The organism is Eubacterium sp. 1001713B170207_170306_E7 (assembly GCF_015547515.1).
Taxonomy (GTDB): domain Bacteria; phylum Bacillota; class Clostridia; order Eubacteriales; family Eubacteriaceae; genus Eubacterium.
On sequence record NZ_JADMVE010000001.1, the window covers coordinates 210,616 to 234,815 of the forward strand.

Consider the following 24,200-nt stretch of genomic DNA (forward strand, 5'->3'; position numbering starts at 1 on the left):
TTTATTTTATAAAAGACCCATGTTTAAAAAGACAAGCTGAGGAACCATGGTGCAGAGGGCCAGAGCCGCAAAGACAATGGCATAGGTCTGCCGGTTCATTGAGAGTACTCCGATGAATTCCCGGAGGAAAGCGTTTGGAAAGTAGTAAAGCGCTGTCTTTGCCGGAACACCTGTAAAATCAAGACCAGCGTCACGGGCATAGAGGCTTGCCCGGAGAACATGAAAACTGCTGGTTACAAATACGCCCCGGGCATTCGGCTTAAGCCTGTCAATGATCGCCTTGGAAAAAACCATATTTTCTTTCGTGTTGTGGGAGTGATCCTCAACTAAAATATCCGATTCTCTATAGCCCTTGGATAAAAGGTAATCCTTCATCACAGAGGCCTCCGAAACAGATTCACCGGTTCCTTTACCGCCGGAAACAACAAATTTTGCCTTTTTTCCAGTCGTTTCCACCTGCTTTTCATAAAAGGCAATGGCCCGGTCCAGGCGCCTGGCCAGAAGCGGCGTGGCCTTACCGTCAATTACCCGGCAGCCCAGGATCAGAATAAAGTCCTCGTCGTAGGAAGGCTTATTGAAATAGTAAAGGGCAGAGGCATTGGCAAAGCTGATAAACAGAAATCCAAAAAACAAAACAACAATCGCCAGCATGGAATAGATCAGTGGAATGACAGGATTGACATTCATAAAAAAGGGAAGTGTGTAGAACAGTAACAGCGCGGCAAGAATAATGAGCCCGAGAAGCAGGGTTAAAAGATTACTGACCCGTGCTCCTTCACGCGATACCATTCGCTGTCCATTGATCATCAGCGCAATGCTTGAGAAAAGCAGCAGCAGGGGCATCATTAGAAATACCAGCGCGACAATTCCAAGTATCACCCAGATAACCGGGTTGAGAGGGGACATTAAGGCATAGCCGAAAAGTCCAAGAAGAAAAAGGGCGAGAAAGACTGTCATCAAAATGCCGCCGGCAATGGGGCGCTTCTGCTTGTAGTACAGGCGGTAAAACAGGATGAAAATAATAATGGCAGGTATTAAAAAAATCATGGCATTCTCCTGATTGAAATTTATTTTTATAGTATAAATATACCCGCCCTCATGAAAATAAAGCAGACATTTTAACGACCGGTAAAATTTACCGGTCGTCGTCAGCTGCTTTTTTAAGTTTTAGCCGGTACTGCTGCTGGATCAGATCAGCCACCAGGCTGCAGAGGGCCACGCTGTCCTCAATGTGCATCTGCTCGCTGATGGTAGCGTCAAAGAGAAGCTGGAAGGCCCCCGGGAAATCCTCATCGCCGGCCCAGAACTGGATACGGGCAGGAATACGCGGCGCAAAGAATCCCTGTGCGCAGAGATCAGCCTTGTCCTCGACAATCGAAAAGCCGATCTCTGGCAGAGCCGCATTCAGGAGGTCAGGGTCACAGCGGTCATAAAAAACGCCCATGGGCTCAATGACATTCTGCCGGATATTCGGATAAAAGACCGCGCCCCTGGGCTGATCCTTATAAGAAATCCACCTTCCTGAAAGGGGAAGCTCCACAGCGTGGGAAAAATAATTGAGCGCGATGAGCCGCCAGCTAATATCTGGCTTTTCGGCTGTGCCTGCAAAGTACACATCGCCGTCCGGGTAGGGGATGGTCAGAAGCTGTCCAAAGCAGTCAAGGGTGAAATTACCCGCTTTTTCATAGTATTTGCAGCCAGTATTTTTTGTGATCGCCACAGGATCAAGGGCCCGCAGCCTGCGCCGGCTTTCGTCAAAGGCACCGCGGTAGGCGCCCTCTTCAGGATTGCTTTTCATATAATCGTACATCGTCTGATACCTCACTTTGTAAGTTATGCCCATTATAGCATGCAAAGGCAGCAGAGGCAATTTCACATTGGTGCGGGTTTGTGCTACAATAGCTTTACTGAGAATGGAGGGATGAGCATGGCCTATGAGGTGGTAGAGCTTTCGGTGCGGGAGCTGGTAGAATTTATTATGCGTTCAGGCAGTATTGACAGCCGTTTTGGCGGGTTTGACCGGGCGGCGGAGGGGGCACGTATCCACAGAAAGCTGCAAAAAGAAGCCGGAGAGCATTACCGCGCAGAGGTTACCCTGGCCGAGGCCACAGACATCAAGGGGTTCACCTTTAAAATACAGGGCCGGGCGGATGGAATCTTCGAGGAAGAAGGTATCACCGTTATTGATGAGATCAAAACCATCACCCGAAGCCTGGAGGACATGGATGAAGACAGCCGCCCGGTGCACTGGGCCCAGGCCAAGTGCTACGGCTATATTTACGGCAGCCAGCAGGGGCTTGACTTCATCGATATTCAGCTCACCTACTATCAGGTGGATACAAAAGAGATCCGGCGGTTCCGTAAAAGCTTTTCCGTTATCGAGCTGGAGGATTTCTACCTTGCCCTGTTAGACGCCTATATCCGCTGGGCGGAGATGCAGCGCCAGTGGGTTGAAAAGCGGGACGAAACCATCCGCACCTTGGATTTTCCTTATAAAACCTACCGCAGAGGCCAGCGAGAGATGGCTGTGGCCGTTTTTAACACCATCAAAAAAAGCGGTAAGCTCTTCTGCCAGGCGCCCACCGGCATTGGAAAAACCTTATCTACACTTTTTCCCTCTGTGAAGGCGCTGGGCAGCGGGTTGGCAGAAAAGCTTTTTTACCTGACGGCCAAAACCATCACCCGCCAGGCTGCTGTGGACGCCTTTACACTTATGAAGGAAGAGGGCCTGGAGCTTCGGACTGTTACTCTGACCGCCAAAGATAAAATCTGCTTTCTGGACGAACGCAGCTGTAACCCGGACGACTGCCCCTACGCCGACGGCTATTTCGACCGTGTGAGCGATGTGCTCTACGAGGTGCTCCAGCAGGAAACTGTCTTTTCAAGAGAGGCCATTGAGGCCATTGCGCTTGAAAATAATCTGTGTCCCTTTGAGTTCTCGCTGGATCTTACCCTCTGGTGTGACACCATTATCTGTGATTACAACTATCTTTTTGACCCTTTGGTCGCCCTGAAACGCTTTTTCATGGATGAGAAAGGCGATTACGTCTTTCTAGTGGATGAGGCCCACAATCTGGTGGACCGGGCAAGAGAAATGTACTCCGCATCCCTTAGAAAATCAGATTTTCTAAATCTTAAACGGCAGCTGACCAAAACAGACAAACGCCTGAAGGAGCCCCTGAACAAGGTGAATCAGGCCATGATCGACCTGCGGAAAAGCTGCCCGGACAGCCGGTCCCGTATCAGCAAAGAGGAGCTTGGAGATTTTAATGAGCTTCTGGGCTTCTTCTGCTTTGCCTGTGAGGACTGGCAGAAAAAGCACCCGGACCACCCAGCGGCCGACGTGGTGCTGGAGCTTTATTTTCAGGTCCGGACCTATTTAAAGATCGCCGAGTTTTATGATGAGCACTATATCACCACCGTCCACACCTATGGCAGCGAGGTCATCGTGAAGCAGGTATGCCTGGATCCGGCTCTGCTGCTGAGGGCACGTCTGGCCTGCGGCAAGGCCTCGGTCCTCTTTTCAGCCACCCTTACCCCTCTGGAATATTTTATCGCAGTGCTGGGCGGCGAGGAGGAAACCCCGCGCTATGAGCTGCCTTCACCCTTTGACCCGTCAAAGCTTGGTATCCTTCTGGCAGATACCATCAGCACCCGCTATGTGGACAGAGAAGAGAGCTATGCCCCCATCGCTGAAATGATCGCCGCCTTTGCGGCAGGAAAAAAGGGCAATTACATGGTCTACTTTCCATCCTATGCTTATCTTAACGCAGTTTTCGAGATTTTTAAGGAGTGCTTTCCAGATATCAAGACCATGGCCCAGGAGCGGGATATGGACGAAGCCGCAAGAGAAGCCTTTCTGGCAGCTTTCGACGCCGAAAATCCTGAAACCCTTATTGGTTTCTGCGTCATGGGCGGTATCTATTCCGAAGGAATCGATCTCAAGGGAGACCGACTTATCGGAACGGTTATCGTAGGCGTGGGTCTTCCGCAAATTGGCGATGAGCGCAATATTATAAGGAATTATTACGATGATAAACAGGGCAGCGGCTTCGCCTACGCCTATCAGTTTCCAGGCATGAATAAAGTTCTTCAGGCCGTTGGACGCGTCATCCGGGATGAGGCAGACCGGGGGATGGTGCTCTTTATCGACAGCCGGTTTTCAAGCAGCAGCTATCGCAGGCTCTTCCCGCCGCATTTATCCCACTATATAAAAGTAAGAAGTGTGCAGGACGTTGGGCGGGAGACCAGAGAATTTTGGGATCAAACGAAAGATTGTGAATAAAGCATAAAAATAAACGCATATTCCGTGATAAAATCAGTGGAATATGCGTTTTTGTGGTTGAAGATGACCACCGTGCTGAACCTGCAGGGGCTCATCGCTCTGATTCTTGGCAGCAGGACAATCGAGGCGAAGCGGTTTCGCAGCTGGGTAACGGGTATGGTAGTCCCCTCTATTTTAAAATATAGGGCCTATATGGCGCCGGAAACCTTAAAAGGGATACAGCAGAGGACCCTGAAGCCAGCCTGATTCAGGCATTGGCGGAGGAAATGGACAAAAGCCGGCAGCTGCAGGAGGAGGTGCTTGTTTTAAGGGAAACCCTTGGCCGGGCCAGACCAAAGCTTTTGTTTGCGGACAGCATTACCGCCTCACAGGGGTCCATCTCCATGGGAGATATGGCCAAGCTGCTCTGGCAGAATGGGAATGATACGGGACACATCCGGCCCTTTGAGAAACTGCGGAGATCTGGAGTGCTCAGATGTCAGAAGGGCAGCTGGAACAAGGCCAGCAGGAGATTTTTCGTTGGCGGTACGAGGAGAAGGGAAGCTTTAAAAATCTGGCGGCCCAAAAGGGGGTGAGCCCCGCGGCAGTGACGAAAGCCTACAAACGGGCTTTGACCGCCCTGCGTAAAAAGACAGCCTGAACGGATGGCCAAGCTTTGAGGTATAAACCTTTAGCTGCGTTGATTTTTTAAAGGCGTTGGGGTATAATGAAAAACGATAGAGGGCAGGGCTGAGGTTTTATTCAGGTCTGCCTTTTTTCATAAAATGATGGGGAATCAAGAGGAAATTTCCGTTACGGAAAGGAATAAAAAATGACAGTTCAATTTACAGATCAGTATATTTTTAAAAATGAAGCGTATAATATCACAGCCCTGGAGAACACGCTGGTGTTTGATCCTTCGGATTACGGCGCCTTTCCAATATCCTTCTGCCCAGCCTGCGCCAGAGGCTTTTATGGACAGTACGGTCTGCGCGAGGGCCGGCTTTGCCTGAGAAACCTGTACATCACCACCCTGGGGGATTATCCGGAAATCAGGGGCGTGGCTCCGGAGGCCAACCGCCAGGATTTTTTTCTGAGTCTTTTTAAGGTTTACCGTGGCATCAATATCCCGGCGGCCTACAGCGGCGGTATGTTTATCGGCCGGGATCTGGTGGAGGATTTTTATGAATCCACAGGCGTGCAGAAGCACTATGCCTACAAGGATGTCTATCTGCTCAAGTTCAAGGAGGGGCGGCTCAAAAGCGCCCGGGATTATTCGGATAAAATGCAGAAGATCCGGGATGATATTATCTGCGATACCAACTATTTTTATTATGACGAGGCTTCCTTTTCCTTTGTGCGCAATCCGTCGTACGATTCGCCCTATGAGGTGAACTGGGAGGATTTGATCAAACAGGAATAAAACAGGAGGTGCCAATGCGTTACGTGATGAGTGATCTGCACGGCTGCGGGGCGGCTTATACGGCTATGCTGGAGCGTATAGACTTTGGACAGGAGGATACGCTTTATATCCTGGGAGATGTGATGGACCGGGGTCCAGACCCGATAGGCATTTTGCTGGAGATGCTTGAGTCGCCCAATGTGGTGCCGCTTCTGGGCAACCATGAGTACATGGCCTACAGTGTTTTGAGCCAGCTGGAGCCCGGTATGACCGAGCGGGATTTTTACGCGGTTCTGGACACGGAAGGGTTTGCCAACTATCATTTATGGATGATGAACGGTGGGAAGACAACACTCCATCAGTATCTGAGACTGCCCTGCGAACAGCAGCGGCGAGTGCTGGGATACCTGGAGGGCTTTAAACAGTATGAGACAGTGGAGGCCGGCGGGCAGATCTTTTTTATGGTCCACGCCGGGCTTGGCCACTTTTCCGAGAAAAAGGCTCTCAGCGACTATACCATCGACGAGCTGGTGTGGGAGCGGCCAGATTACAGCCGGGTCTATTTTGAAGAGGCAGTGCTGGTGACAGGGCATACGCCTACGTCCAGCTTTGCCGAGCCTGACCGGGTCTTTTGGGGAAACGGACATCTGGCCATTGACTGCGGGTGTGTGTTTAACGGGACTCTGGGCGCTGTGTGCCTGGAAACCCTTGAGGAATTTTATGTAAAATGGAAGTAGAGGAGGATAAGGATGGGAAACATTGAACTTTTACTGGGGGATATTACAAAGGACCACGGTGTGGACGCTATTGTCAACGCGGCCAACAGCTCGCTGCTGGGCGGCGGGGGTGTGGACGGCGCCATCCACCGGGCTGCGGGGCCGGAGCTTTTAGCGGAGTGCCGGACCTTGAAGGGATGTCCCACCGGCGGCGCGAAAACAACGGCTGCCTACCGTCTGCCCTGCAAATATGTTATCCATACGGTCGGGCCAGTGTGGCATGGCGGCGGTCAGCACGAGGCAGCGCTTTTGAAGGACTGCTATCAGAATTCCATGACACGGGCTCTGGAAGCTGGCGCCCGCTCAGTGGCCTTTCCGTCAGTTTCGACCGGGGTGTACCATTATCCGGTGGATCAGGCGGCAGCCATTGCCCTGAAAACTGTCCAGGATTTTTGGGACGCCCATGCCGGCAGCTTTGACCGCGTGTTGTTTGTCCTGTTTGACGAGCGCACTCTGGCGGCTTATGAAAAGGCTTATGAAAACCTTAATTGAGCTTTATGATCCGGCCCATCCGGTCAAAAATATTCTGGCGTCGCTGATCTTTAAGCCCGAAGCCCTGGTGTTTATTGGCCTGAAGGGCAGCCTTACAGACCGGGTACAAAGCCTTATTGAGCGGCTGCTGCGGCGAAAAGGCATTGAGGCTGAGCTGAGGTTTATCGAGACGGATTTAAAGGACGGCAACCGGGTGGTGCGGATGCTTGAACAGATCACCTGGGAGCACGCAGACTGTGTCTTTGAGATTTCCGGCGGCCCGGATCTGCTGCTGGCTTTGGTGGGGCATTTCTGCGCCCTGCGCGGTGTTCCGCAGCTGTATAAGGATATGGATCGTCAGGAGCTGATCTGGATCACAGGTGAAGGGGAACGGCGGGAGCCTCTGGCGCTGCCGAAGCTTGGCATCAGCGATCTGCTGCTGGCTTACGGCGCGCGTCTGGAACGCACCGACCATTATTATCCAGATCTGGGCGATGCGGCTCAGGAGGCCTGTATCGGCCGGATCTGCCAGGTGTTTCTGCGGTTTCTGGAGGAATGGCCCCATGTCAGCGTCTGGTTCCAGTATGTATGCCGCAACGCGGCTGAGGAGGAGCGGGCTTACGAATGCCTGGAGGTTAGTGAGAAGCGGGACGACCGGGTTAATATGCTGCTGCGGCAGTTTAAAAATCTGGATGTGTTTTACGCTTTGCAGAAGGCGGGCGCTATTCACGATCTGGCCGTAGACAGCTGGCGCATCAGCTTTCGGTTTGAAAGCACGAAAATCAGACGGCTTCTCACCAATCAGGGCGTCTGGCTGGAGCTCTGTACCTACCTGAGCGCCGCGGAAACCGGCGGCTTTGACGATCTGGTCATGAGCGCTGTCATTGGATGGGACTATGAGAATCGGGAGCATTACCCGCAGAATGAAATTGATGTGATTTTGATGAAGGGCATCAAGGCCCTGTTTATTTCCTGTAAAACCAGCATTACCAAGCGTTCGCCCTACGATTTATATGAGATTAAAACCTTGTGTGAGCGTTTCGGCGGTGATATGGCCCAGGCTGTCCTTGTTACTGCGGACAATTGTCTGAATGTTAATCACAGCCTTTATATCCGGGCGCGGGAGATGGGAATCGTGATTCTGGATATTAATACCATTAAAAAGGGAAATCTCGGCAGCGATCTGCTTAAGATCGCGCAGGGCCGCTATCATTTCCCAGAATAGGAGGAAATTAAAAATGGATGAACAGAAAAAGCCGCTCCTGGTCGTTGGTGTCAAGGGACAGCAATATGTCTATGAGACAGAAGAAAACCTGGAATACGGCGAATACAGGCGGATAAAGGACATTGCGGAGAGCACCACACACTACGCTGCCAATGCACGGTGCGTCAATCCGGATGTGCTGGCCTTCCAGTTTACCACAAGGGTAAGGGAGGAGCTTGGCGTTGTTCTCACACCGGTTCCGGTCTGGCCTCAGATGGTGGTGAAATTTAAAAAATAGCGGACAGCAGATTTTGGTACATACCCTGTGCCGGATCTGCTGTTTTTATTTCAGGTATTTTTATTTCTGTCTCTCTTGAAAAGACTATTGTCTTTTGCTTTAAGATGTGGTACACTTTTATACGTTGCCTTAAGAAAGGCTTAAGATGCAACAAAACTCTGGAGAGTCTCTTTATAAGAGCGCCGAAGGTGTACCCCCTGTTTCAGGGATATCTCTCAGGCAAAAGGACAGAGCAGTTATTTTGCTTTTGTTCAACTCCAACGACATCAAGAAGGAGGAACAAAAATGTTTCAACAATTCACTGATTTTCTAGTATGGGTGGACGATAAGGTTTGGGGAATTCCGCTCATTGTCTTAATTCTGGCAGTCGGCATCTACCTGACCTGCCGTCTGCATATTTTACAGATCCGCCATCTGCCGAAGGCACTTAAATTCATGGTTAAAAATGAAGAGGGCGGCACCGGCGAGGTTACCAGCTTTGGCGCCTTGTGTACGGCTTTGTCGGCCACCATCGGTACGGGCAACATCGTGGGCGTGGCAACAGCCCTTGTCGCCGGCGGCCCGGGCGCGCTGTTCTGGATGTGGATCGCTGCATTCTTTGGTATGGCCACCAAATACGCCGAGGGCGTTTTGGCCATTAAGTACCGTGTCATTGAGCAGGACGGCCATGTGCTGGGCGGCCCCTTTTATTACATCGAGCGCGGTATGGGGGTGAAATGGCGCTGGCTGGGCAAGATTTTCGCTTTCTTTGGCGCGGGAGTCGGTCTTTTAGGTATTGGCACCTTCACGCAGGTCAATGGAATTGCCTCTGCGGTCAACGGCTTTTTTGATCCCAATAACGCCTGGACGGTCAGCCTTTTTGGCTCGGACTACTCCTGGACGGTGGTGATCAGCGGCTTGATTTTAACCCTTTGTGTGGGGCTGGTGGTGATCGGCGGGATCAAACGTATTGCACGGGTTTCTGAAATTATTGTCCCTTTTATGGCGGTTGCCTATTTTCTGTGCTGTCTTTTGATTCTGATCATGAACTTTAAAGCCATTCCGGCCGCTCTGCTCGAAATCATTCAGAGCGCCTTTGGTATCCGCGCGGTTACAGGCGGCGCCATCGGCGCGATCATCGTGGCCATGCAGAAGGGGATTGCGAGAGGCATATTCTCAAACGAAGCAGGCCTGGGCAGCGCCCCCATCGCGGCGGCAGCCGCCCAGACTAAGGAGCCTGCCCGTCAGGGTCTGGTTTCCATGACAGGGACCTTCATCGATACGATTATCATCTGTACCATGACGGGGCTCAGTATTGTGATCACCGGGGCCTGGAATATCGGCCTTGAGGGTGTAGCGGTTACGACCCACGCCTTTCAGACCGGCCTGCCCTTTGCGCCGCAGGTCAGCTCCTTTCTGCTGATGGCCTGTCTGGTGTTCTTTGCCTTCACCACGATTCTGGGGTGGAACTATTATGGCGAACGCTGTCTGGAATATCTGTCCAATGGAAGAAGTGCGGCGGTGACCACCTATCGCTGGCTGTATATTCTGGCTGTTTTCATCGGTCCGTTTATGACGGTTTCGGCGGTCTGGACCATCGCAGATATTTTTAACGCACTGATGGCGCTGCCGAATCTGATTGCCATCATTGCCCTCAGCGGCGTGGTGGTCGCGGAAACCAGAGCTTATTTTAACCGGGCGGAGGCGTTAAACCCTATGGGGCTCCGTCCAGACCCGGAAGAAATATAAAAAGGATCTTCATTCCCTCTTTTGACATTTCCCGCAGTCTGGCAAGAGACTGCGGGAAACCTGTATATAAAAAAATCCCGGAACCTTAAGCTCCGGGATTTTTTCTGTTTATTTTTTCACTTTTGCGCCAAATTGAACTTCGTCTGCGCGTTCCTGTTCTTCACCGGAAAGTGGCTTATCTTCCTTTTCGTTCACTTTAGCGCCGAAGAATACCTCGTCATCGCGTTCCTGTTCTTTGGTCTTTTCACCTGTTCTTGCCGGATCATCCTTTACATCTGCACCAAACATAATTTCATCGTTGCGTTCTTTTTCATTACTCATGGTTAGCATCTCCTTTGCCTGTAGTGTTTTTTATATGGTATATTCTATACCCATATTGAGCTACAATCAACACGATGTCCAAAATTTTATTTTATTGTATGAAATTTTACTGGTGTAGCGCGTCAAGGCTTAAGACTTTATTAAAAGTCCACTTGACGCGCCAGGGTAGACTCATTATAATAGAAATAACACTGGATTTAGTCTAATATTGAGGAGTGAGAAAATGGAAATGTGTTTTGATGGTTATACCTATATTACGGAGGAATGTATTAATGCTTACAGAGAAGAAACACCGGTGGTACCGGTGGCGCAGGCTGTTCGGATCATGAAGCATCCGGAATTTCCCATGCACTACCCTTACCACCATTATCTGGTACCGGCGGTTATGCTGACCGCGGTGTATCGGCTCCAGAATGAGCCCGAGCAGGCCCTGCGGGATTCTCTGGAAGAAGCCAGAAGCCGGGCGCTCAATGTGCTCAAGGGTTTTTGTGGCCTGTATGGTGATTGCGGCGCGGCTGTGGGGCTGGGGATTTTTATGAGTGTTTTGACCGGGACCACACCTCACTCGGTGGAAACCTGGGCCATGACCAACCGGATTACAGCCGGCAGCCTGATGAAGATTGCTGAAATCGACGGCCCCCGCTGCTGCAAGCGCAACTGCTTTCTGGCGCTGCAGTACGCTGTGTCCTTTTTGAAGCAGACACTGGACATTACCCTTGAGGCGCCCCGGGAAATTGTGTGTACCTTCAGCGATATGAACGAGGACTGTAAAGGGAAGGCCTGTCCCTTTTTCCAGATGTGAGGTGTGGTGATGAAGCTTCCGATTTTAATCGATCACCGGGCAGCGCCGGTTATCAAGGATGAAAATGTCTGCGAATGTAAAAAAGAGCCGGTGCTTATGACCTATAAAAAGGCTGTGATCTATTGGCAGAAAACAGTCGGCGCGCTGGTGTCCCAGGGAGAGCTGGTGGCAGAGGGTGAGATTGAAAAGCAGAGCATTGCTGTGACCGCGCCAGCGGACGGCATTCTCTGTGAGATCTGTGTGGCGGAAGGACAAAAGGCGGGGGTGAACACACCTCTGGGCTATATTGAAAGTGAGGACTAAATGGAGCAGGAAACCCTGGAGCTGCTGACAGGCCTGGCCGAAGCCGGCGATGCGGAGGCCATGGAACAGGCAGCGGATTATTATTTTTACAAAACCAATAAGCAGATGCTGAGCGAGGCGGACTTTGGCCGTATCTGGTCCTGGTACCACACGCTGGCAGAGCAGGGAAACGGACACGCCATGGCCGTGATCGGCGCCATGTATTACGAGGGTGTCAATATCGAACAGGATTATACCAAAGCGCGGCAATGGTATGAAAGAGCCGCGGAGGCCGGCGATGTCTGGGGCATTAACAACCTGGGGTATTGCTACTATTATGGCCGTGAGGTTGAGGTGGATTATGAAAAGGCCTGGACTTATTTCGGACGTGCCGCCGCCCTTGGCAATCACTGCGGCATGTACAAAATCGGCGATATGTACTACCACGGCAAATATGTGGAACAGCGTTTTGAAAAGGCAGTGTACTGGTACCGCAGGGCCATCGGACAGATTGATGAGGACTGTCCAGAGTATCCAAATATCGCGGCCCGGCTGGGGCACTGCGCCTTAAAGGGTGAAGGCATGGAAAAGGATGTGCTGCGTGCCCTGAAATGGCTGCAGGCAGCGGAATATGGCTGTTACCAGTTTCTGCTCAGGGGAGATGCTTTCGCTCATCTTTCTTTTCCAGGGGTCAGGGAGGACCTGGCCCAGGCCCGCGCCCTGCTCGATACCGCCATTGCCGGCACACGCTCGGTGGTACAGTATTCCTGACGTTAATGGCTGCTACCGGAGGTCCTTCTGAGCAGCAGCTTTTTATTCAAAAAAGCTTAAAAGAAAAAGTTTTGCTTTGGGGATTGACAGAAAGCGTAAAAGAGTATATAATAAGTCTCGTATTCAAGGAAGTATCAATTGATTTCACATATTTTTGCAAGTCATTTTGGTTTTACTTTTCGAAATGATTTACAAAAATATGTGTTTTTTTATTTATATGTTCCTGGAATGAAGTTTTAATTTAGGAGGTACCGTAAAATGAATAAAGGTACAGTAAAATGGTTTAACAGTGAAAAAGGTTTTGGATTTATCTCTAGAGAAGATGGCGACGATGTATTCGTACATTTCTCTGCGATCGTTGGCGATGGCTTCAAAACTTTAAATGAAGGTCAGGAAGTTACCTTTGATACAGAAGAAGGTCCAAGAGGCTTACAGGCTAAAAACGTTAGTGTTGCTTAATTTTAATTAAGCCGAAAACAGCCGGGCGGCGTTTGCCGCTCCGGCTGTTTTTATTATAAAGAAAACCACTTGCTATGCAAGTGGTCCGGAAAAGCTTAAAGCGAGGGTTCAAAAAACCTCCTATCAAGTGGAAAATAAGGTAAGGTTTGGCAGCCATACTTAAAATCCAGATAGGAGGTAAGTCTTTATGAAAGACAAAAACAGTTTATCACATACGGTATATCAATGCAAATATCACATTATCATCATTCCGAAATATAGGCGAATGGTAATCTATAACAAGTTAAGAAGAGATATTGGACAAATATTGAGAACATTGGTTGAAAGGAAGCCAGGGATTGAAATCATTGATGTCCGGATCATATTCATATGTTAGTGGAGATTCCACCGAAATACAGCATATCGAGCTTTATGGGATATTTAAAAAGCAAATCGACCTTAATGATTTTTGATCGACATGCGCATTTGAAATACAAATATGGAAACCGCAAATTTTGGGCGAGAGGATATTATGTAGATACAGTGGGAAAAAATGAGAAGAGAATCAAAGAGTACATACAGCAGCAATTATCGGAAGATAAATTGAGTGATCAAATAAGTATGAAAGAATATATAGACCCGTTTACGGGTGAATCGGTGAAATAGGCAAATAGAAAAAAGCCCCTTTGAGGGGCCGCCTGTAAAAGCGCTATGGCTGTCAAATCTTCAGAGCCCGGAAGGGCACCATAGCAAAATGCCCTTTCAGGGCCGGTTCATACCACCGGATTTTCCGGTGGTTAATGATTTTTTGATACGGGTATACTTTTTAAGCCGGAAGGTTTATAATGGTTAATAATTTTAATAAAGGAGTGATACAGAATGTCTGATTATAAAGAAATAACAACCGGGGATTTATCCCTCAACCCCTTTAAGCGTATCGCGAAGGACTGGATGCTGATTACTGCCGAAAAGGCCGGGAAAGCCAACACTATGACCGCCGGCTGGGGCGGCCTGGGAGTTATGTGGGGAAAGGATGTCGCTTTTATCGTCATCCGGGAAAGCCGCTTTACCAGGGAATTTGTGGACAGTTCAGAACATTTTTCCCTGACCTTCTTCGATGAAGGCTATAAAAAGGAGCTGGGCTATCTGGGCTCTGTCTCGGGCCGGGATGAGGATAAGATCGCCAGAAGCGGGTTGACACTGGTGCCGGATACGGCTCCTTACTTTAAAGAAGGGAATCTCGCTCTGATCTGCAAAAAGCTCTACGCGCTGCCGATGGGTCCGGAAGGCTTTACCGCCGGGCCGGAGCTCGATGAAAAGTGGTACGCCGATAAGGACTACCACACCCTGTATGTGGGTGAAATCGAGAAAGCCTTGATTAAATAAGGCGTTTTCTCAAAAGACAGGAAATTTTCTGGAGCAGCAGTTTGACAAGGCCTTAAAAGGGTAATTATAAATTGTCAGTTGAATTGATTCAGAAAGGATTGAATGTCATGAATGTAAGTATTGATGAAAGTGGCTGCATTGGCTGCGGATTATGTACACAGGTCTGCCCTGAGGTTTTTGAAATGAATGATTCCGGCGTAGCCGAGGTCATTATGGAAGAAATTCCGGAAAATCTGGAAGACAGTGTTCAGGAAGCCGCGGACGGCTGTCCCGTTGAAGTGATCACAGTAGAATAAACAGGAGACGACCGGTAAATTTTACCGGTCGTCTCCTGAGGGTTCGCAAGCCTCCGGCCCGGCATCCGCTGCCGGCGCCGGAGTTTTTTTCATAAGTTAAGCGCTTTGAAGTCCTCCAGCGTTGTCGGCTGCCCTGGCGGAATAACGCAGAAATTCTCTGCCCAGTGACCTGTCAGCAACTGCTCCAGAATGGTCAGGCTGCCCTCGCCCTCAATGAGCTCAAGCTCTGTAAGGGCCGAGAACGCGTCGAGCTCCTCCTGGACATCCGATATGTCGTAGGAGCCGGTCTGGATCATCATCATGTAGGTATAGTTTTTAAAGAGTACCTGCATGATTTTTTTTGACTGCTCCTTTCCGTAGCGTTTAAGTTGGTAGCTCAGGTCCTTTGTCACAGGACTTTCGCCGCGGAGCCAGCCCCTTGTCAGAAAATAGGTATCGCTTCGTATCTCATCCAGCTTTGGGTTGCCGCTCAGGAGCATATCAATACAGTCGCCAAAACGGGGAATCACCATGGCGGCGCCGGGACACGAAATGCCTACAAGGCCGTTTCCGCAGTTGCCGTAACCCAGCAGGACCTGGTCGAGGTCCGTGATGGTGTTGAGGACTTCCTGCAGGGCTTCCCGTAAGCGGTCCGGAGCGGCATGGAGTGAGTTTCCCATCCAGTGAACAGGGATTTCCAGCTGATGTAAATCCATTACCTTTTGGATTTCATCCTTCAAGGTTTCGCATGCAATTAACAACTGCCCCATTGGTGTAGTGCCTCCTATTCGCATGTAAACATTTAACAGTCCATATATTATAACACACATTTTGGCATTTGTGTGTCCTTTATGAACTAAAATGTATCTTGTTAAGGAGAACCGGGCAGTGCTATAATGAAAAAAACACTTCTTCAGGAGGCAGAGATGAATTTTAATGACGGTTATTTTTTAAACAATTTTCACAAAGCAAGATTTAAGGATATGGCAAGACGCAATGGCAGAGTATACCAGGCGCCAGGATACCTGGTCAGCGCTTATATTTTCAGTTCAACCCCTGAGCTGATGGCTAAGACAGAGCCCTGTATGAACGATTCAGCCATAGATTTTGCGAAGGTCTTAGACGGAGAGCTTGGCCGGGAGGAAAGCATTCTCGTCCAGTTTGCCGCTAACTTTTATGATCCATCCCAATATGAAAGTCCGTCGGTTTCAGCCTTGATCAATGAGCTCTCCGGGGAAAGCTATACGGTGATGCTGAACATTTTTAAAATGTTCAACTAGTTTAAACTGGAAAGAAACAGGGTATATCAAAAACAGTATTAATGAAAAGGAGAAAAGCCATGAAACGAAAATCCTTTGTTTTAGTGCTGCTTCTGATCACCTTGTTATTTCTGGGAGCTGGCTGCAGCATGACACAGCCCTCAGGCGAAAGCGCGGAAGATCCCAACAGCAGAACCCAGGAAATGGATCAGGAAGCCGCTAACAACAGCACAATTGATGAATTTAAGCGTAAAACCTCGGAAATCTCAGAGAGAGTGGATGCGATTGTACCCATTGAAAATGACATGAATGAAAAAACGCAGCAGTTCAACGAGATTGTGCAGGAAATCAACACTCTGGATCAAAAAATTGATGATTATGAAAACCAGATAGAGGCAGACTACCAGAACCAGAAGCTTTCTGAAAGAGATTATAAGGTCGCCAAAATGGATGTTGAAAAAGCCGATGATGATCTTGAAGCAGTAAAGGAAAAGCTGGAAACCAAGTTTGCAATGGACGATTGATTTAAACACATTAAGCCAGAGAAAGATGCGTAAAGCTAAATTCTCTGGTATTTTTATTGAAAATAAGGAAGAAATACTCGAAAAAGTTTCTATTTTCATATCTTTTTTTGACATTATCTCTAGAATTCTGTATAATTGTATCAATACATTCAAGAAATTATTGAAAGGCCGGAAAAAATGAATCTTAATCATCTATATTACTTTAAAACTCTGGCTGGATTGGAACATTATGCGAAGGCCGCCAAAGAGCTTAACATCAGTCAGCCAAGCTTGAGCTATGCGATTGCGGGACTGGAGAAGGAGCTCGGCGTTCCTCTGTTCAGGAAAAAAGGCAGAAATGTGGTACTGACCAGTTATGGGAAGGCTTTTGAAGAGTATGTCGCCATCGCCATTGCCCATTTAGAGGACGGTGTCCGTTTTATCCAGAATATGGACGGAGAGGAATAGGGGTAGCCTGAAAAGCGATCGATAAAATATTTAAAGACAAGAACAGCGCTCGCTGTTCTTTTTTGTTTTGCGGCGGGGCGGTATGACAGTGTGCATGATTTCCATGGAAAGATCAGGGTATATTATTCTTAAGACTTACACAGGAGGTTAAAAATGGAATCACTCGATTATTATAGTGCAAATAATACTTTAAATACTTTTATGACCGCGCTTTTCGGCGCTGCGGCCGGCGTTGTGGCCATTATTTCAGCTTTGATCGGTATTGCGCTGTACCTGCTTTTAGCGTACGCCTATTACCGGATGGCAAAAAACAGGGGATTAACCCACGCCTGGACAGCGTGGATACCCATCGCCCAGCTTTATCTGCTGGGGATGCTCATTGACCGCCGCGTCTATTTCGGCAGCGCCAAAATTACAAACGCCCATGTTTTACTGCCCATCGGCTTTATTCTGGTACCGGCCATCGCCTTTATTCCCATTATCGGATACCTTTATGGGGTTGCCTATACCATCTATGCTTTTGCGGCGCATTACAGACTATACCGTCTCTACGGCACTTCCAATCAGGCGCTGGTATTTCTGATTTTAAGTATAATATTCCCGGTTACAGAGCCTTTCTTTGTCTTTGTATTAAGAAACAAGCCCTCGGTTGAATATCAGACATATTATTAAAATCGGAATCAACAGCATTGAATTTTTGGGATTTTGCCCCGAAATAAATTCAGTAATGATACGATTTAATCTGAAGAATCATATCACCGCATAAATGGTGATATGATTTTTTATTTTAAGATTGCACTGCAAAAGAAAATCCGGTATAATATATCTGCTTGGATTATAAGGATAAAAGACGCTGCATCAGAGCGCCGGGAAGAGGAAACCTTATTAAGACAACATCAGTGTGACCGGGTACAGGGCTGTTATTACGCAAGGCCGTGCCCGCAGGGATGCTGACAGACGATCTGCCAAAAACATGAGCGAGACTTGTGTTTTTTAACTCCAACAAAACAGGAAAAGCACAAATAAACGGGGGTATCGTAGCTGTGTGTTCTGCTTTGGGGGAGTTTTTTTATTGCCTGCGGGATGGGGTGTAAATAATATTTTTAATAGTATAGGCTTTTTAGAATGATTATGGTATAATCAAGGCTATTGAATGTACGCAGTCTGGAACCGGAGGACAGAATATGAGTGAATTAGCCGCCCCAAATTTGGCGACCTATGTGTATGAAAACCTGCTGCTTAGAATCATGACAGGAAAGTTAAAAAAAGGCGATGTTCTGCCGTCCAGAAAGCAGCTGGCCGAAGCGTATAATGTCGCTGAGATTACCATTCGGACAGCCATCCAGATGCTGGCCTTAAATAACATGGTCATTACCTCTCAGGGAAAGGGGACTGTTGTCACTTTTGATATGCAGCATGATGATAATTCACAGTTTTACTGGAGCTTTATGTCGAAGCGTGTCGGTTCCATTGTGGATGTCATGCGGGCCACATCGTTGTTTTTTTCAGATATTATGATTGATGCGGCGCTGAACGGCGGCCCGGAAAATATCACGCGGTTCAAGCAGCTCTACGAGGATTACCGGGAGGCCCGGGGAAGAAATATTGTCATCTGCTTCAGCCGCTTTTGGATCGAGCTTCTGGAAACGCAGAAAAACCCGCTTGTCAAAGAGCTTTATCAGCAGATGATCCAGTTTACCGGGATTTTTTCCATTATTTTTGAGGAAAAAATGCTGGTGGATTTTAAGGAATGGTCATTACCATACCTGAGCCTCTTTTTTCAGGGAATGGAGGAGGGCGACCGGGATAAGCTGCAGCAGGGGCTGGGTGAGGTGTTTGGAGACAGCGCGTTTGTGGCGTATTCCCAAAGCTATAATGATAAGCTGGGCGCAGAGGAGCAGGTGCCTTTTTACTGGTTTATCAGCAGCGAGCGCCATAATCTCACAGATTCCATTGTCAATGTGATCCTGAAACGCATTGAAATCGGCGAATATCAGCTCGGGGACTCGATTCCATCCCTCAATGCGATCCGGGAAGAATTCCAGGTTTCGGTCAAAACGGCCAGAAGCGCGCTCTGCGTTCTGGAGGAAACCGGGATAGTTGAGCGGTCACAGGGGAAAAAGGCAGTGGTCATCAAAAGAGATGCTGTCAGAATCGAGCAGGAAAAAATACCGGTGCAACAGATGTTAGATGATCTGAAAACCCTGCTGGACGCCCGGGCCGCACTGCTGCTCACCCATAAAACCTTTGTCCGCGAGGCACTGAAGGGAAAACAAAAAAACAGGGACGGCCAGGAAGAGAGCCGGCTGAAAACCGTAACCTACCACTCGCCGATCCCTCTGTTTAATGAGATGATTCTTCAGATGGAGTCGCCCACGCTGCGGCACATTTATATGCAGCTTGAGAACATCATGCTAAAGGGCAGCCATTACAGGCAGACCGCGGATTATGATTACAGCCACAGGGTCAGCGCCATTATGGAGAGCTATGAGCGGGCGCTCAACGCGTATCTTGAAGAGGATGCGGAAGCTCTGGAGCAAAGCCTGTACGAGGTTATCCGCATACAATACGAGGTCACGGTGGACTACTGCCGCAGAAAGGGCATTGTGGTGGACCGGGTTATCACCTGTAAAGGACAAAAAACTACTCCTGCCCTGCTTGACGAACGCAGCGATAAAACTTATAATAAAAAGTGACACGTATGTCGTTTTGGAGGGTTTATGAGTACACTGAAGGCTGATATGAAACGGAATTACATTTTAGACAGGGCACGGGATGTTTTTATCCGGAAAGGCTTTGCCGCCGTGACCATGAAAGACATTGTGGAGGCCTGCGACATCAGCCGGGGTGGGCTTTACCGTTATTACGGATCGACCCGTGAGATTTTTCTCGCGCTGTTCCAGCGTGACGCCAGGGAGGAGCTGGAGCGCGTGGAGGTGGCCATCTGGGAGGAAATGTCCGCCAGGGATATTCTGTTTTCCTACATGAAGCGGCAGAAATGTGCCTTCGAGCAAGAGTGCACCACCTTGTCCAACGCCGCCTATGAGTTCTTTCTGGAAAATCCCGATGACCGTGTGATCTTCCAGTGGCAGTTTGACGGCATTTCCGAAATGCTGCGTGAAATTTTAGAGTACGGGGTTAAAAAGGGCGAGTTTGTTCTGCCCGACACCGCGGCGTTTGCCCGGCATCTGGCCCTTTTTATCAACAGCATGCAGCTGTCCCTGCCGCTTTTAAACTTTCCGGGGCCCCGGATCGAGGAACAGTTCGGCTTGCTCTTGAGACCGATTTTAGCCAGTTAACCCATAAAAAACACCCGGCAGAACCAAAAGTTGAGGTTCTGCCGGGTGTTTTCGCTTTACAGGGTTATTTTGCCTTTAAAAAGACGAGAATGACCGCGCCGGGGCCGGTATGGGTTCCGATGACACAGCCGACCGGGTGCATTTCGATTTTGTCCAGGTGGTGGTCGCGGATGGCCTGGGTTTTAAAGTCCATGACCTGCTCCTTGTCCCGGGTATAGCCGAGATAAACCGGCACATTGGGGTCCAGTCCCTGGGCCTTGGCGATCTGCTCGGAGAGAATCTTATTGCCGTTTTTTAAGCCCCGGGCCTTGGCCAGCATCTCGAGGCCGCCCTGGTTCAGGGTGACAATGGGTTTGATCCGCAGCAGCGAGCCCATTGTGGCCGCTCCCCTGCCCAGACGGCCGCCCTTCTGCAGATATTCCAGGGTGTCGACCATGGCCAGCAGGACCAGGCGGTGGCGGGCTTCGTCGAGCACAGAGACAATCTCCCCGGCCGTTTTCCCCTCAGCCCGCATGTTGACAGCGTATTCGACCAGCAGGCGCAGGCCCATGCTGGCGTTTAGGGTGTCAATGATGTGAATGCGGTCGTATTCGGCCATGTTTTTGGCCAGCGTCGCGCTTTGGACTGTTCCGCTGATTTTGCTGGACAGCAGCAGCACAATGACATCGTCGCCGGCCTTTTTAGCGTCCTCAAAATAAGGGAGAAACTGGGTAGGGGTAGGCTGGGAGGTGGTCGGCAGGGCCTTGGAGCTTTCGAGAATCGGATAAAATTCCTCGATGCTGATGTCCACACCTTCATCGTATTGGTTATCGCCTACGATAACCTTGAGCGGGACAATGGAGACATCCAGCTTTCTGGCCTCCTCCTGTGAAATATCGGAAGTTGAATCGGTAATAATTTTTATAGACATGGATAATTCCTCTCTGTTTTCATTTGAAATTCAAAATAACTTTAACTTAAAACTAATAGCATTTATAATTTTATCAGAGAATGCTTAAATGTCAAGGTGTTTTCAAAAGTTTTCATTTTTTCAGCGTAAAAAGCCGCAGCGGTGATGCCGCTGCGGCAGATAAAATATATTGAAGCTTAAAAGGCTGAGACTACCGGAGGCTGTCAATGAACTGGGCGTCTTTGGTGAAAAAGGTTTTATAGCCCAGGGTGACAAACAGGACCACCGTGATGGCCGTGCAGCCCAGAATGGCCAGCATAATGCCGATCTGGTATTTGATGGCGGTTAAGGGAAAGGTGCCGGAGAGGATCTGTCCGGTCATCATGCCCGGCAGAGAGACAATGCCCATGGTCAGCATATTGTTCATGGTTGGCAGAATGGCGCTGTCAAAGGCGTCGTTGACAATGTCTCTGGTTGCGGCGCGTGGGGTAGCGCCCAGCATGAGCGCGCTTTCGATCTGGTCGTGTCTTTCGAGCATGGCGCTGCACAGCTTATTGGCGCCGAGGGCAATGCCGGTCATGGCGTTGCCGACAATCATCCCTGAGATAGGAATAATGTACTGGGGATTGAACCAGGGCGTTACATGCAGCACTGCCAGCATGAAGATCATCGCAGTGATGCCGTAGCCGGCTGTCATGGACAGGGCAATGAGCTGTTTGAGTTTTTTGTTCATGGGTGTTTTTACACGCTTTAAAGCGTTAAAAATGGCAAAGCCGACCATGACAGAGAGCATCAGCAGTGTCAGCCACCAGCTTGGATTTTCAAAAACATACATTAATATATAGCCCATCACAGTGAGCTGGAGCGTCATGCGGGTGGTGGCGATAAGAATCATCTTTTCACGTTTGATGTCCCTTGCCTTAAAGATGACCAGCAGCACCAGTACAAAAATATAGGCGATGGCGAGGTTGAAGATGGAAAGATCCATAACGGTGCTGTTATTCATGGGCGTAGCCTCCTGTCTGGCCGTTTTCGATGCGGACGATCCCCCCGGGGTAAAGGCTGGAGACCTCCTCTGAGTGGGTGACCATGATCAGGGCTTTCTTTTCACGCAGCACAAAATCGGCCAGATTCGTGATGATAAAGTGCTCGGTTTCCTTGTCCAGCGCTGCGGAGGGCTCATCCAGCAGATAGATCTCCGCGTCCATGAGCATGACGCGGGCCAGGCAGAGCCGCTGCTTTTCGCCGCCGGACAGGCTGATGCAGGGGTCGTCCAGCGGCTTGTCCAGCTTGACCCGCTCCAGTGCTTTTAGCAGCCGGTCTCTCGGCGCCGGGAGCTTCTCAGAAAAGCGGAGGCCGGCCTGCAGGTTTTCTTCCAGATCGCCGTTGTAGATCACCGGGGTCTGGCCAAGCATGACCACCTCACGGCGCAGAGAAACAGCCGGGACATCTGCCAGGTCGCGGCCGTTGTAAAAAACAGCCCCGCTGTCCGGTGTGTAAAGCTTGTTCAAATGCTTGAGCAGCGTGGTTTTTCCGCTGCCCGAGGAGCCGATAATACAGGTGATGGGACGGTCGATGATCAGCGATTCGATGTCCAGAATGTCTTTAAATTTCAGGTTGCAGATTTCAAACACAGCTTTTTTCCTTTTTATTTTTATTTTAGCACATTTTGCGCGTTGGGAGTAGCCCAAAAGCACGGGCATATCTGGATCTCAGACACAGGACAAACTAAAGAAAACGGGCGTAAAATAGTTATATCATTTAAAAAGGAGCGTTGATTATGAAGGTAACCACAGGATTTCAGATGTTTATGGAAGAATCGGGCGAGGTGGGCAAGGCTTATTCGCAGCTTGTGCAGACAATGGCAGAAAGCAGCGTGCTGGACAAAAAGACCCATGCGCTGGCCTATATTTCGGCTCTGGCCGCGGCCCAGATGACCGGCGGGCTGGCCTTTCATGTGATGATGGCAAAGCAGACAGGCGCGAGCAGGGATGAAGTCCGGGACGCCGTGCTGGTTGGGCTGCCCGCGGTAGGCCTGGCGGTTCTGGATGCGCTGGAGGTGGCGCTCAATGCCTATGATGAACAGGAAACAGAATAGTTTAAGGAAACGTTAAAAAGATCTGAATTTCGGATCTTTTTTTGAGTTGAATTTGACCCGTCTTTTTATATGACGTATAATAGGGAACGTGAGAAATAAACGAACGAGGCGACAATATGATTACATTTAACAAACCGCCCTTTATGGGGGATGAATTTAAATATATAAAGGAGGCAATCGACAATCAGCAGATCAGCGGAGATGGCGCCTTTACAGCCAGATGCAAGGCCTGGCTGGAAAAAAGCTGCAATGCGCCCGAAGTACTGCTGACCACCTCCTGTACCCATGCCCTTGAGATGGCCGCGCTGCTTTTACAGATACAGCCGGGCGACGAGATCATCATGCCTGCCTACACCTTTGTGTCCACCGCCGACGCCTTTGTTTTGAGGGGCGCGCGCATTGTTTTTGTGGATATCCGGCCCGATACGCTGAACATTGATGAAAAGCAGATCGAAGCCGCGGTTACCCCGAAGACCCGCGCCATTGTCCCGGTGCACTACGCCGGTGTTTCCTGCGAGATGGATACCATTAACAGCATCGCAGCCGCCCACGGTCTTAAGGTAGTAGAGGACGCCGCCCAGGGTGTGATGTCCACCTACAAGGGAAAGGCCCTCGGCACCCTGGGAGATTTTGGCTGCTTTAGCTTTCATGAGACCAAAAACTACAGCATGGGAGAGGGCGGGGCCATTGTGATCAATGACCTGAAATATAAAGAAGAGGCTGAAATCATCCGGGAAAAGGGGACCAACCGAAGCCGTTTTTTCCGGGGTGAGATCGACAAATACACCTGGGTGAACCACGGCTCATCCTATCTTCCCAGCGACATGAACGCCGCCTACCTGTGGGCGCAGCTGGAACACGCCGATACGATCAACAACGACCGCCTGGCCAGCTGGGACTACTATTATGACGCGCTCCAGCCCCTTGCCCGGAGAGAACAGATCGAGCTGCCCTATATTCCAGAGGAATGTACGCATAACGCCCATATGTTTTATATCAAGGCAAAAGATCTTGAGGAGAGAACTGCGCTCATGGCGCATATGAAGCAGGCCGGAGTCCAGGCGATTTTTCATTATATCCCGCTGCATACCGCACCCGAGGGGCTGAAGGTTGGCCGGTTCAGCGGCGAGGACCGCTACACCACAAAAGAAAGCGAGCGGATTGTGCGGCTGCCGATGTACTACGGACTGGCAAGAGAAGACCAGAACCGGGTGATTGAAGCCGTCGAAGACTTTTATCGGGTGTGAATGTGAAGGAGACCGTAAG

The 24,200-nt window shown here is 49.6% G+C and carries 30 protein-coding genes, 1 pseudogene and 1 riboswitch; of the genes and pseudogenes, 24 read left to right on the forward strand and 7 right to left on the reverse strand.

Annotation, left to right across the window (positions count from 1 at the left end; translation table 11 throughout):
* Positions 1–6: 6 nt before the first annotated feature.
* Entirely contained in the window at positions 7–1,047 is a 1,041-nt protein-coding gene (locus I2B62_RS01100; protein ID WP_195267135.1) for a YdcF family protein, read from the reverse strand.
* 88 nt (positions 1,048–1,135) lie between these two features.
* Positions 1,136–1,810: a DUF3786 domain-containing protein gene (locus tag I2B62_RS01105; protein ID WP_195267136.1), complete on the reverse strand. Its 675-nt coding sequence runs from the start codon at positions 1,808–1,810 to the stop codon at positions 1,136–1,138.
* A gap of 117 nt (positions 1,811–1,927) precedes the next feature.
* Here I2B62_RS01105 and I2B62_RS01110 point away from each other — a divergent pair, with 117 nt between their 5' ends.
* From I2B62_RS01110 to I2B62_RS01150, 9 genes are all read left to right on the forward strand, one after another.
* The gene (locus tag I2B62_RS01110; protein ID WP_195267137.1) at positions 1,928–4,285 is read left to right on the forward strand and encodes an ATP-dependent DNA helicase; all 2,358 of its coding nucleotides are present in this window, start codon (positions 1,928–1,930) and stop codon (positions 4,283–4,285) included.
* Between the two features lie 51 nt (positions 4,286–4,336).
* Positions 4,337–4,531 (forward strand): BRO family protein, encoded by a 195-nt coding sequence (locus I2B62_RS01115; RefSeq protein WP_195267138.1) that lies wholly within the window; start codon positions 4,337–4,339, stop codon positions 4,529–4,531.
* A 20-nt stretch (positions 4,532–4,551) separates the two neighbouring features.
* Entirely contained in the window at positions 4,552–4,860 is a 309-nt protein-coding gene (locus I2B62_RS01120; RefSeq protein ID WP_195267139.1) for a phage antirepressor KilAC domain-containing protein, read from the forward strand.
* Positions 4,861–5,096: 236 nt separating this feature from the next.
* On the forward strand, positions 5,097–5,687 hold the full coding sequence (locus I2B62_RS01125) for a hypothetical protein (RefSeq protein WP_195267140.1): 591 nt from the start codon (positions 5,097–5,099) through the stop codon (positions 5,685–5,687).
* A 14-nt stretch (positions 5,688–5,701) separates the two neighbouring features.
* Positions 5,702–6,403 carry a metallophosphoesterase gene (locus I2B62_RS01130; protein ID WP_195267141.1) on the forward strand — a complete coding sequence of 234 codons (702 nt, stop codon included), beginning with the start codon at positions 5,702–5,704 and terminating at the stop codon, positions 6,401–6,403.
* Between the two features lie 12 nt (positions 6,404–6,415).
* Positions 6,416–6,934 carry an O-acetyl-ADP-ribose deacetylase gene (locus tag I2B62_RS01135; RefSeq protein ID WP_195267142.1) on the forward strand — a complete coding sequence of 173 codons (519 nt, stop codon included), beginning with the start codon at positions 6,416–6,418 and terminating at the stop codon, positions 6,932–6,934.
* Positions 6,918–8,138: a DUF1887 family CARF protein gene (locus I2B62_RS01140; RefSeq protein ID WP_195267143.1), complete on the forward strand. Its 1,221-nt coding sequence runs from the start codon at positions 6,918–6,920 to the stop codon at positions 8,136–8,138. Before I2B62_RS01135 ends, I2B62_RS01140 begins: the two co-directional genes overlap by 17 nt.
* Positions 8,139–8,151: 13 nt before the next feature.
* On the forward strand, positions 8,152–8,415 hold the full coding sequence (locus I2B62_RS01145) for a hypothetical protein (protein WP_195267144.1): 264 nt from the start codon (positions 8,152–8,154) through the stop codon (positions 8,413–8,415).
* Positions 8,416–8,563: 148 nt separating this feature from the next.
* Positions 8,564–8,656: riboswitch (glycine riboswitch) on the forward strand.
* Between the two features lie 44 nt (positions 8,657–8,700).
* The gene (locus I2B62_RS01150; RefSeq protein ID WP_195267145.1) at positions 8,701–10,143 is read left to right on the forward strand and encodes a sodium:alanine symporter family protein; all 1,443 of its coding nucleotides are present in this window, start codon (positions 8,701–8,703) and stop codon (positions 10,141–10,143) included.
* 108 nt (positions 10,144–10,251) lie between these two features.
* On the opposite strand, the gene I2B62_RS01155 is transcribed toward I2B62_RS01150, so the two are convergent.
* Positions 10,252–10,464 (reverse strand): hypothetical protein, encoded by a 213-nt coding sequence (locus I2B62_RS01155; protein WP_195267146.1) that lies wholly within the window; start codon positions 10,462–10,464, stop codon positions 10,252–10,254.
* Between the two features lie 223 nt (positions 10,465–10,687).
* Here I2B62_RS01155 and I2B62_RS01160 point away from each other — a divergent pair, with 223 nt between their 5' ends.
* The 7 genes and pseudogenes from I2B62_RS01160 to I2B62_RS01190 all read left to right on the forward strand — a co-directional run bounded on the left by I2B62_RS01160 (position 10,688) and on the right by I2B62_RS01190 (position 14,439).
* Positions 10,688–11,266 (forward strand): DUF5714 domain-containing protein, encoded by a 579-nt coding sequence (locus I2B62_RS01160; RefSeq protein ID WP_195267147.1) that lies wholly within the window; start codon positions 10,688–10,690, stop codon positions 11,264–11,266.
* A gap of 9 nt (positions 11,267–11,275) precedes the next feature.
* Entirely contained in the window at positions 11,276–11,569 is a 294-nt protein-coding gene (locus I2B62_RS01165) for a lipoyl domain-containing protein (RefSeq protein WP_195267148.1), read from the forward strand.
* Positions 11,570–12,319, forward strand: a complete 750-nt coding sequence (locus I2B62_RS01170) for a tetratricopeptide repeat protein (RefSeq protein WP_195267149.1) — start codon at positions 11,570–11,572, stop codon at positions 12,317–12,319. It abuts the gene before it with no gap.
* 258 nt (positions 12,320–12,577) lie between these two features.
* Entirely contained in the window at positions 12,578–12,778 is a 201-nt protein-coding gene (locus tag I2B62_RS01175; RefSeq protein ID WP_195267150.1) for a cold-shock protein, read from the forward strand.
* A 187-nt stretch (positions 12,779–12,965) separates the two neighbouring features.
* Positions 12,966–13,423 (forward strand): annotated as a pseudogene (tnpA, locus tag I2B62_RS01180) (IS200/IS605 family transposase).
* 213 nt (positions 13,424–13,636) lie between these two features.
* Positions 13,637–14,143, forward strand: a complete 507-nt coding sequence (locus tag I2B62_RS01185) for a flavin reductase (RefSeq protein WP_195267151.1) — start codon at positions 13,637–13,639, stop codon at positions 14,141–14,143.
* A 107-nt stretch (positions 14,144–14,250) separates the two neighbouring features.
* The gene (locus tag I2B62_RS01190) at positions 14,251–14,439 is read left to right on the forward strand and encodes a ferredoxin (RefSeq protein WP_195267152.1); all 189 of its coding nucleotides are present in this window, start codon (positions 14,251–14,253) and stop codon (positions 14,437–14,439) included.
* Between the two features lie 89 nt (positions 14,440–14,528).
* Here I2B62_RS01190 and I2B62_RS01195 read toward each other — a convergent pair whose 3' ends face one another.
* Positions 14,529–15,188 (reverse strand): DUF1638 domain-containing protein, encoded by a 660-nt coding sequence (locus I2B62_RS01195; protein ID WP_195267153.1) that lies wholly within the window; start codon positions 15,186–15,188, stop codon positions 14,529–14,531.
* A 156-nt stretch (positions 15,189–15,344) separates the two neighbouring features.
* Here I2B62_RS01195 and I2B62_RS01200 point away from each other — a divergent pair, with 156 nt between their 5' ends.
* The 6 genes from I2B62_RS01200 (at position 15,345) to I2B62_RS01225 (ending at position 19,947) form a co-directional block, all read left to right on the forward strand.
* A complete protein-coding gene (locus tag I2B62_RS01200) occupies positions 15,345–15,698 on the forward strand; it encodes a hypothetical protein (RefSeq protein WP_195267154.1) in 354 nt (117 codons plus the stop codon).
* Positions 15,699–15,757: 59 nt separating this feature from the next.
* On the forward strand, positions 15,758–16,201 hold the full coding sequence (locus I2B62_RS01205; RefSeq protein WP_195267155.1) for a hypothetical protein: 444 nt from the start codon (positions 15,758–15,760) through the stop codon (positions 16,199–16,201).
* 177 nt (positions 16,202–16,378) lie between these two features.
* Positions 16,379–16,648 (forward strand): LysR family transcriptional regulator, encoded by a 270-nt coding sequence (locus I2B62_RS01210; RefSeq protein WP_195267156.1) that lies wholly within the window; start codon positions 16,379–16,381, stop codon positions 16,646–16,648.
* 153 nt (positions 16,649–16,801) lie between these two features.
* Positions 16,802–17,320 carry a hypothetical protein gene (locus I2B62_RS01215; protein ID WP_195267157.1) on the forward strand — a complete coding sequence of 173 codons (519 nt, stop codon included), beginning with the start codon at positions 16,802–16,804 and terminating at the stop codon, positions 17,318–17,320.
* Positions 17,321–17,832: 512 nt separating this feature from the next.
* Positions 17,833–19,344, forward strand: coding sequence for a GntR family transcriptional regulator (locus I2B62_RS01220; RefSeq protein ID WP_195267158.1), 1,512 nt, complete (start codon positions 17,833–17,835; stop codon positions 19,342–19,344).
* A 24-nt stretch (positions 19,345–19,368) separates the two neighbouring features.
* Positions 19,369–19,947, forward strand: coding sequence for a TetR/AcrR family transcriptional regulator (locus I2B62_RS01225; protein WP_195267159.1), 579 nt, complete (start codon positions 19,369–19,371; stop codon positions 19,945–19,947).
* 64 nt (positions 19,948–20,011) lie between these two features.
* On the opposite strand, the gene I2B62_RS01230 is transcribed toward I2B62_RS01225, so the two are convergent.
* From I2B62_RS01230 to I2B62_RS01240, 3 genes are all read right to left on the reverse strand, one after another.
* The gene (locus I2B62_RS01230; RefSeq protein WP_195267160.1) at positions 20,012–20,857 is read right to left on the reverse strand and encodes a DegV family protein; all 846 of its coding nucleotides are present in this window, start codon (positions 20,855–20,857) and stop codon (positions 20,012–20,014) included.
* A 190-nt stretch (positions 20,858–21,047) separates the two neighbouring features.
* Positions 21,048–21,842, reverse strand: a complete 795-nt coding sequence (gene fetB, locus I2B62_RS01235; RefSeq protein ID WP_195267161.1) for an iron export ABC transporter permease subunit FetB — start codon at positions 21,840–21,842, stop codon at positions 21,048–21,050.
* Positions 21,835–22,470: an ATP-binding cassette domain-containing protein gene (locus tag I2B62_RS01240; RefSeq protein WP_195267162.1), complete on the reverse strand. Its 636-nt coding sequence runs from the start codon at positions 22,468–22,470 to the stop codon at positions 21,835–21,837. Before I2B62_RS01240 ends, fetB begins: the two co-directional genes overlap by 8 nt.
* A gap of 146 nt (positions 22,471–22,616) precedes the next feature.
* Here I2B62_RS01240 and I2B62_RS01245 point away from each other — a divergent pair, with 146 nt between their 5' ends.
* Together I2B62_RS01245 and rffA are read left to right on the forward strand one after the other, a co-directional pair.
* A complete protein-coding gene (locus I2B62_RS01245; protein WP_195267163.1) occupies positions 22,617–22,934 on the forward strand; it encodes a carboxymuconolactone decarboxylase family protein in 318 nt (105 codons plus the stop codon).
* A 116-nt stretch (positions 22,935–23,050) separates the two neighbouring features.
* On the forward strand, positions 23,051–24,181 hold the full coding sequence (rffA, locus tag I2B62_RS01250) for a dTDP-4-amino-4,6-dideoxygalactose transaminase (protein ID WP_195267164.1): 1,131 nt from the start codon (positions 23,051–23,053) through the stop codon (positions 24,179–24,181).
* Positions 24,182–24,200 lie beyond the last annotated feature (19 nt).

What these genes read in the sequence shown, in the direction of transcription:
- I2B62_RS01100 (WP_195267135.1), bottom strand. Translation starts at nt 1,047, where the DNA reads ATGATTTTTTTAATACCTGCCATTATTATTTTCATCCTGTTTTACCGC.
- I2B62_RS01105 (WP_195267136.1), bottom strand. Translation starts at nt 1,810, where the DNA reads ATGTACGATTATATGAAAAGCAATCCTGAAGAGGGCGCCTACCGCGGT.
- I2B62_RS01110 (WP_195267137.1), top strand. Translation starts at nt 1,928, where the DNA reads ATGGCCTATGAGGTGGTAGAGCTTTCGGTGCGGGAGCTGGTAGAATTT.
- I2B62_RS01120 (WP_195267139.1), top strand. Translation starts at nt 4,552, where the DNA reads ATGGACAAAAGCCGGCAGCTGCAGGAGGAGGTGCTTGTTTTAAGGGAA.
- I2B62_RS01125 (WP_195267140.1), top strand. Translation starts at nt 5,097, where the DNA reads ATGACAGTTCAATTTACAGATCAGTATATTTTTAAAAATGAAGCGTAT.
- I2B62_RS01130 (WP_195267141.1), top strand. Translation starts at nt 5,702, where the DNA reads ATGCGTTACGTGATGAGTGATCTGCACGGCTGCGGGGCGGCTTATACG.
- I2B62_RS01135 (WP_195267142.1), top strand. Translation starts at nt 6,416, where the DNA reads ATGGGAAACATTGAACTTTTACTGGGGGATATTACAAAGGACCACGGT.
- I2B62_RS01140 (WP_195267143.1), top strand. Translation starts at nt 6,918, where the DNA reads ATGAAAACCTTAATTGAGCTTTATGATCCGGCCCATCCGGTCAAAAAT.
- I2B62_RS01145 (WP_195267144.1), top strand. Translation starts at nt 8,152, where the DNA reads ATGGATGAACAGAAAAAGCCGCTCCTGGTCGTTGGTGTCAAGGGACAG.
- I2B62_RS01150 (WP_195267145.1), top strand. Translation starts at nt 8,701, where the DNA reads ATGTTTCAACAATTCACTGATTTTCTAGTATGGGTGGACGATAAGGTT.
- I2B62_RS01155 (WP_195267146.1), bottom strand. Translation starts at nt 10,464, where the DNA reads ATGAGTAATGAAAAAGAACGCAACGATGAAATTATGTTTGGTGCAGAT.
- I2B62_RS01160 (WP_195267147.1), top strand. Translation starts at nt 10,688, where the DNA reads ATGGAAATGTGTTTTGATGGTTATACCTATATTACGGAGGAATGTATT.
- I2B62_RS01165 (WP_195267148.1), top strand. Translation starts at nt 11,276, where the DNA reads ATGAAGCTTCCGATTTTAATCGATCACCGGGCAGCGCCGGTTATCAAG.
- I2B62_RS01170 (WP_195267149.1), top strand. Translation starts at nt 11,570, where the DNA reads ATGGAGCAGGAAACCCTGGAGCTGCTGACAGGCCTGGCCGAAGCCGGC.
- I2B62_RS01175 (WP_195267150.1), top strand. Translation starts at nt 12,578, where the DNA reads ATGAATAAAGGTACAGTAAAATGGTTTAACAGTGAAAAAGGTTTTGGA.
- I2B62_RS01185 (WP_195267151.1), top strand. Translation starts at nt 13,637, where the DNA reads ATGTCTGATTATAAAGAAATAACAACCGGGGATTTATCCCTCAACCCC.
- I2B62_RS01190 (WP_195267152.1), top strand. Translation starts at nt 14,251, where the DNA reads ATGAATGTAAGTATTGATGAAAGTGGCTGCATTGGCTGCGGATTATGT.
- I2B62_RS01195 (WP_195267153.1), bottom strand. Translation starts at nt 15,188, where the DNA reads ATGGGGCAGTTGTTAATTGCATGCGAAACCTTGAAGGATGAAATCCAA.
- I2B62_RS01200 (WP_195267154.1), top strand. Translation starts at nt 15,345, where the DNA reads ATGAATTTTAATGACGGTTATTTTTTAAACAATTTTCACAAAGCAAGA.
- I2B62_RS01205 (WP_195267155.1), top strand. Translation starts at nt 15,758, where the DNA reads ATGAAACGAAAATCCTTTGTTTTAGTGCTGCTTCTGATCACCTTGTTA.
- I2B62_RS01210 (WP_195267156.1), top strand. Translation starts at nt 16,379, where the DNA reads ATGAATCTTAATCATCTATATTACTTTAAAACTCTGGCTGGATTGGAA.
- I2B62_RS01215 (WP_195267157.1), top strand. Translation starts at nt 16,802, where the DNA reads ATGGAATCACTCGATTATTATAGTGCAAATAATACTTTAAATACTTTT.
- I2B62_RS01220 (WP_195267158.1), top strand. Translation starts at nt 17,833, where the DNA reads ATGAGTGAATTAGCCGCCCCAAATTTGGCGACCTATGTGTATGAAAAC.
- I2B62_RS01225 (WP_195267159.1), top strand. Translation starts at nt 19,369, where the DNA reads ATGAGTACACTGAAGGCTGATATGAAACGGAATTACATTTTAGACAGG.
- I2B62_RS01230 (WP_195267160.1), bottom strand. Translation starts at nt 20,857, where the DNA reads ATGTCTATAAAAATTATTACCGATTCAACTTCCGATATTTCACAGGAG.
- fetB (WP_195267161.1), bottom strand. Translation starts at nt 21,842, where the DNA reads ATGAATAACAGCACCGTTATGGATCTTTCCATCTTCAACCTCGCCATC.
- I2B62_RS01245 (WP_195267163.1), top strand. Translation starts at nt 22,617, where the DNA reads ATGAAGGTAACCACAGGATTTCAGATGTTTATGGAAGAATCGGGCGAG.
- rffA (WP_195267164.1), top strand. Translation starts at nt 23,051, where the DNA reads ATGATTACATTTAACAAACCGCCCTTTATGGGGGATGAATTTAAATAT.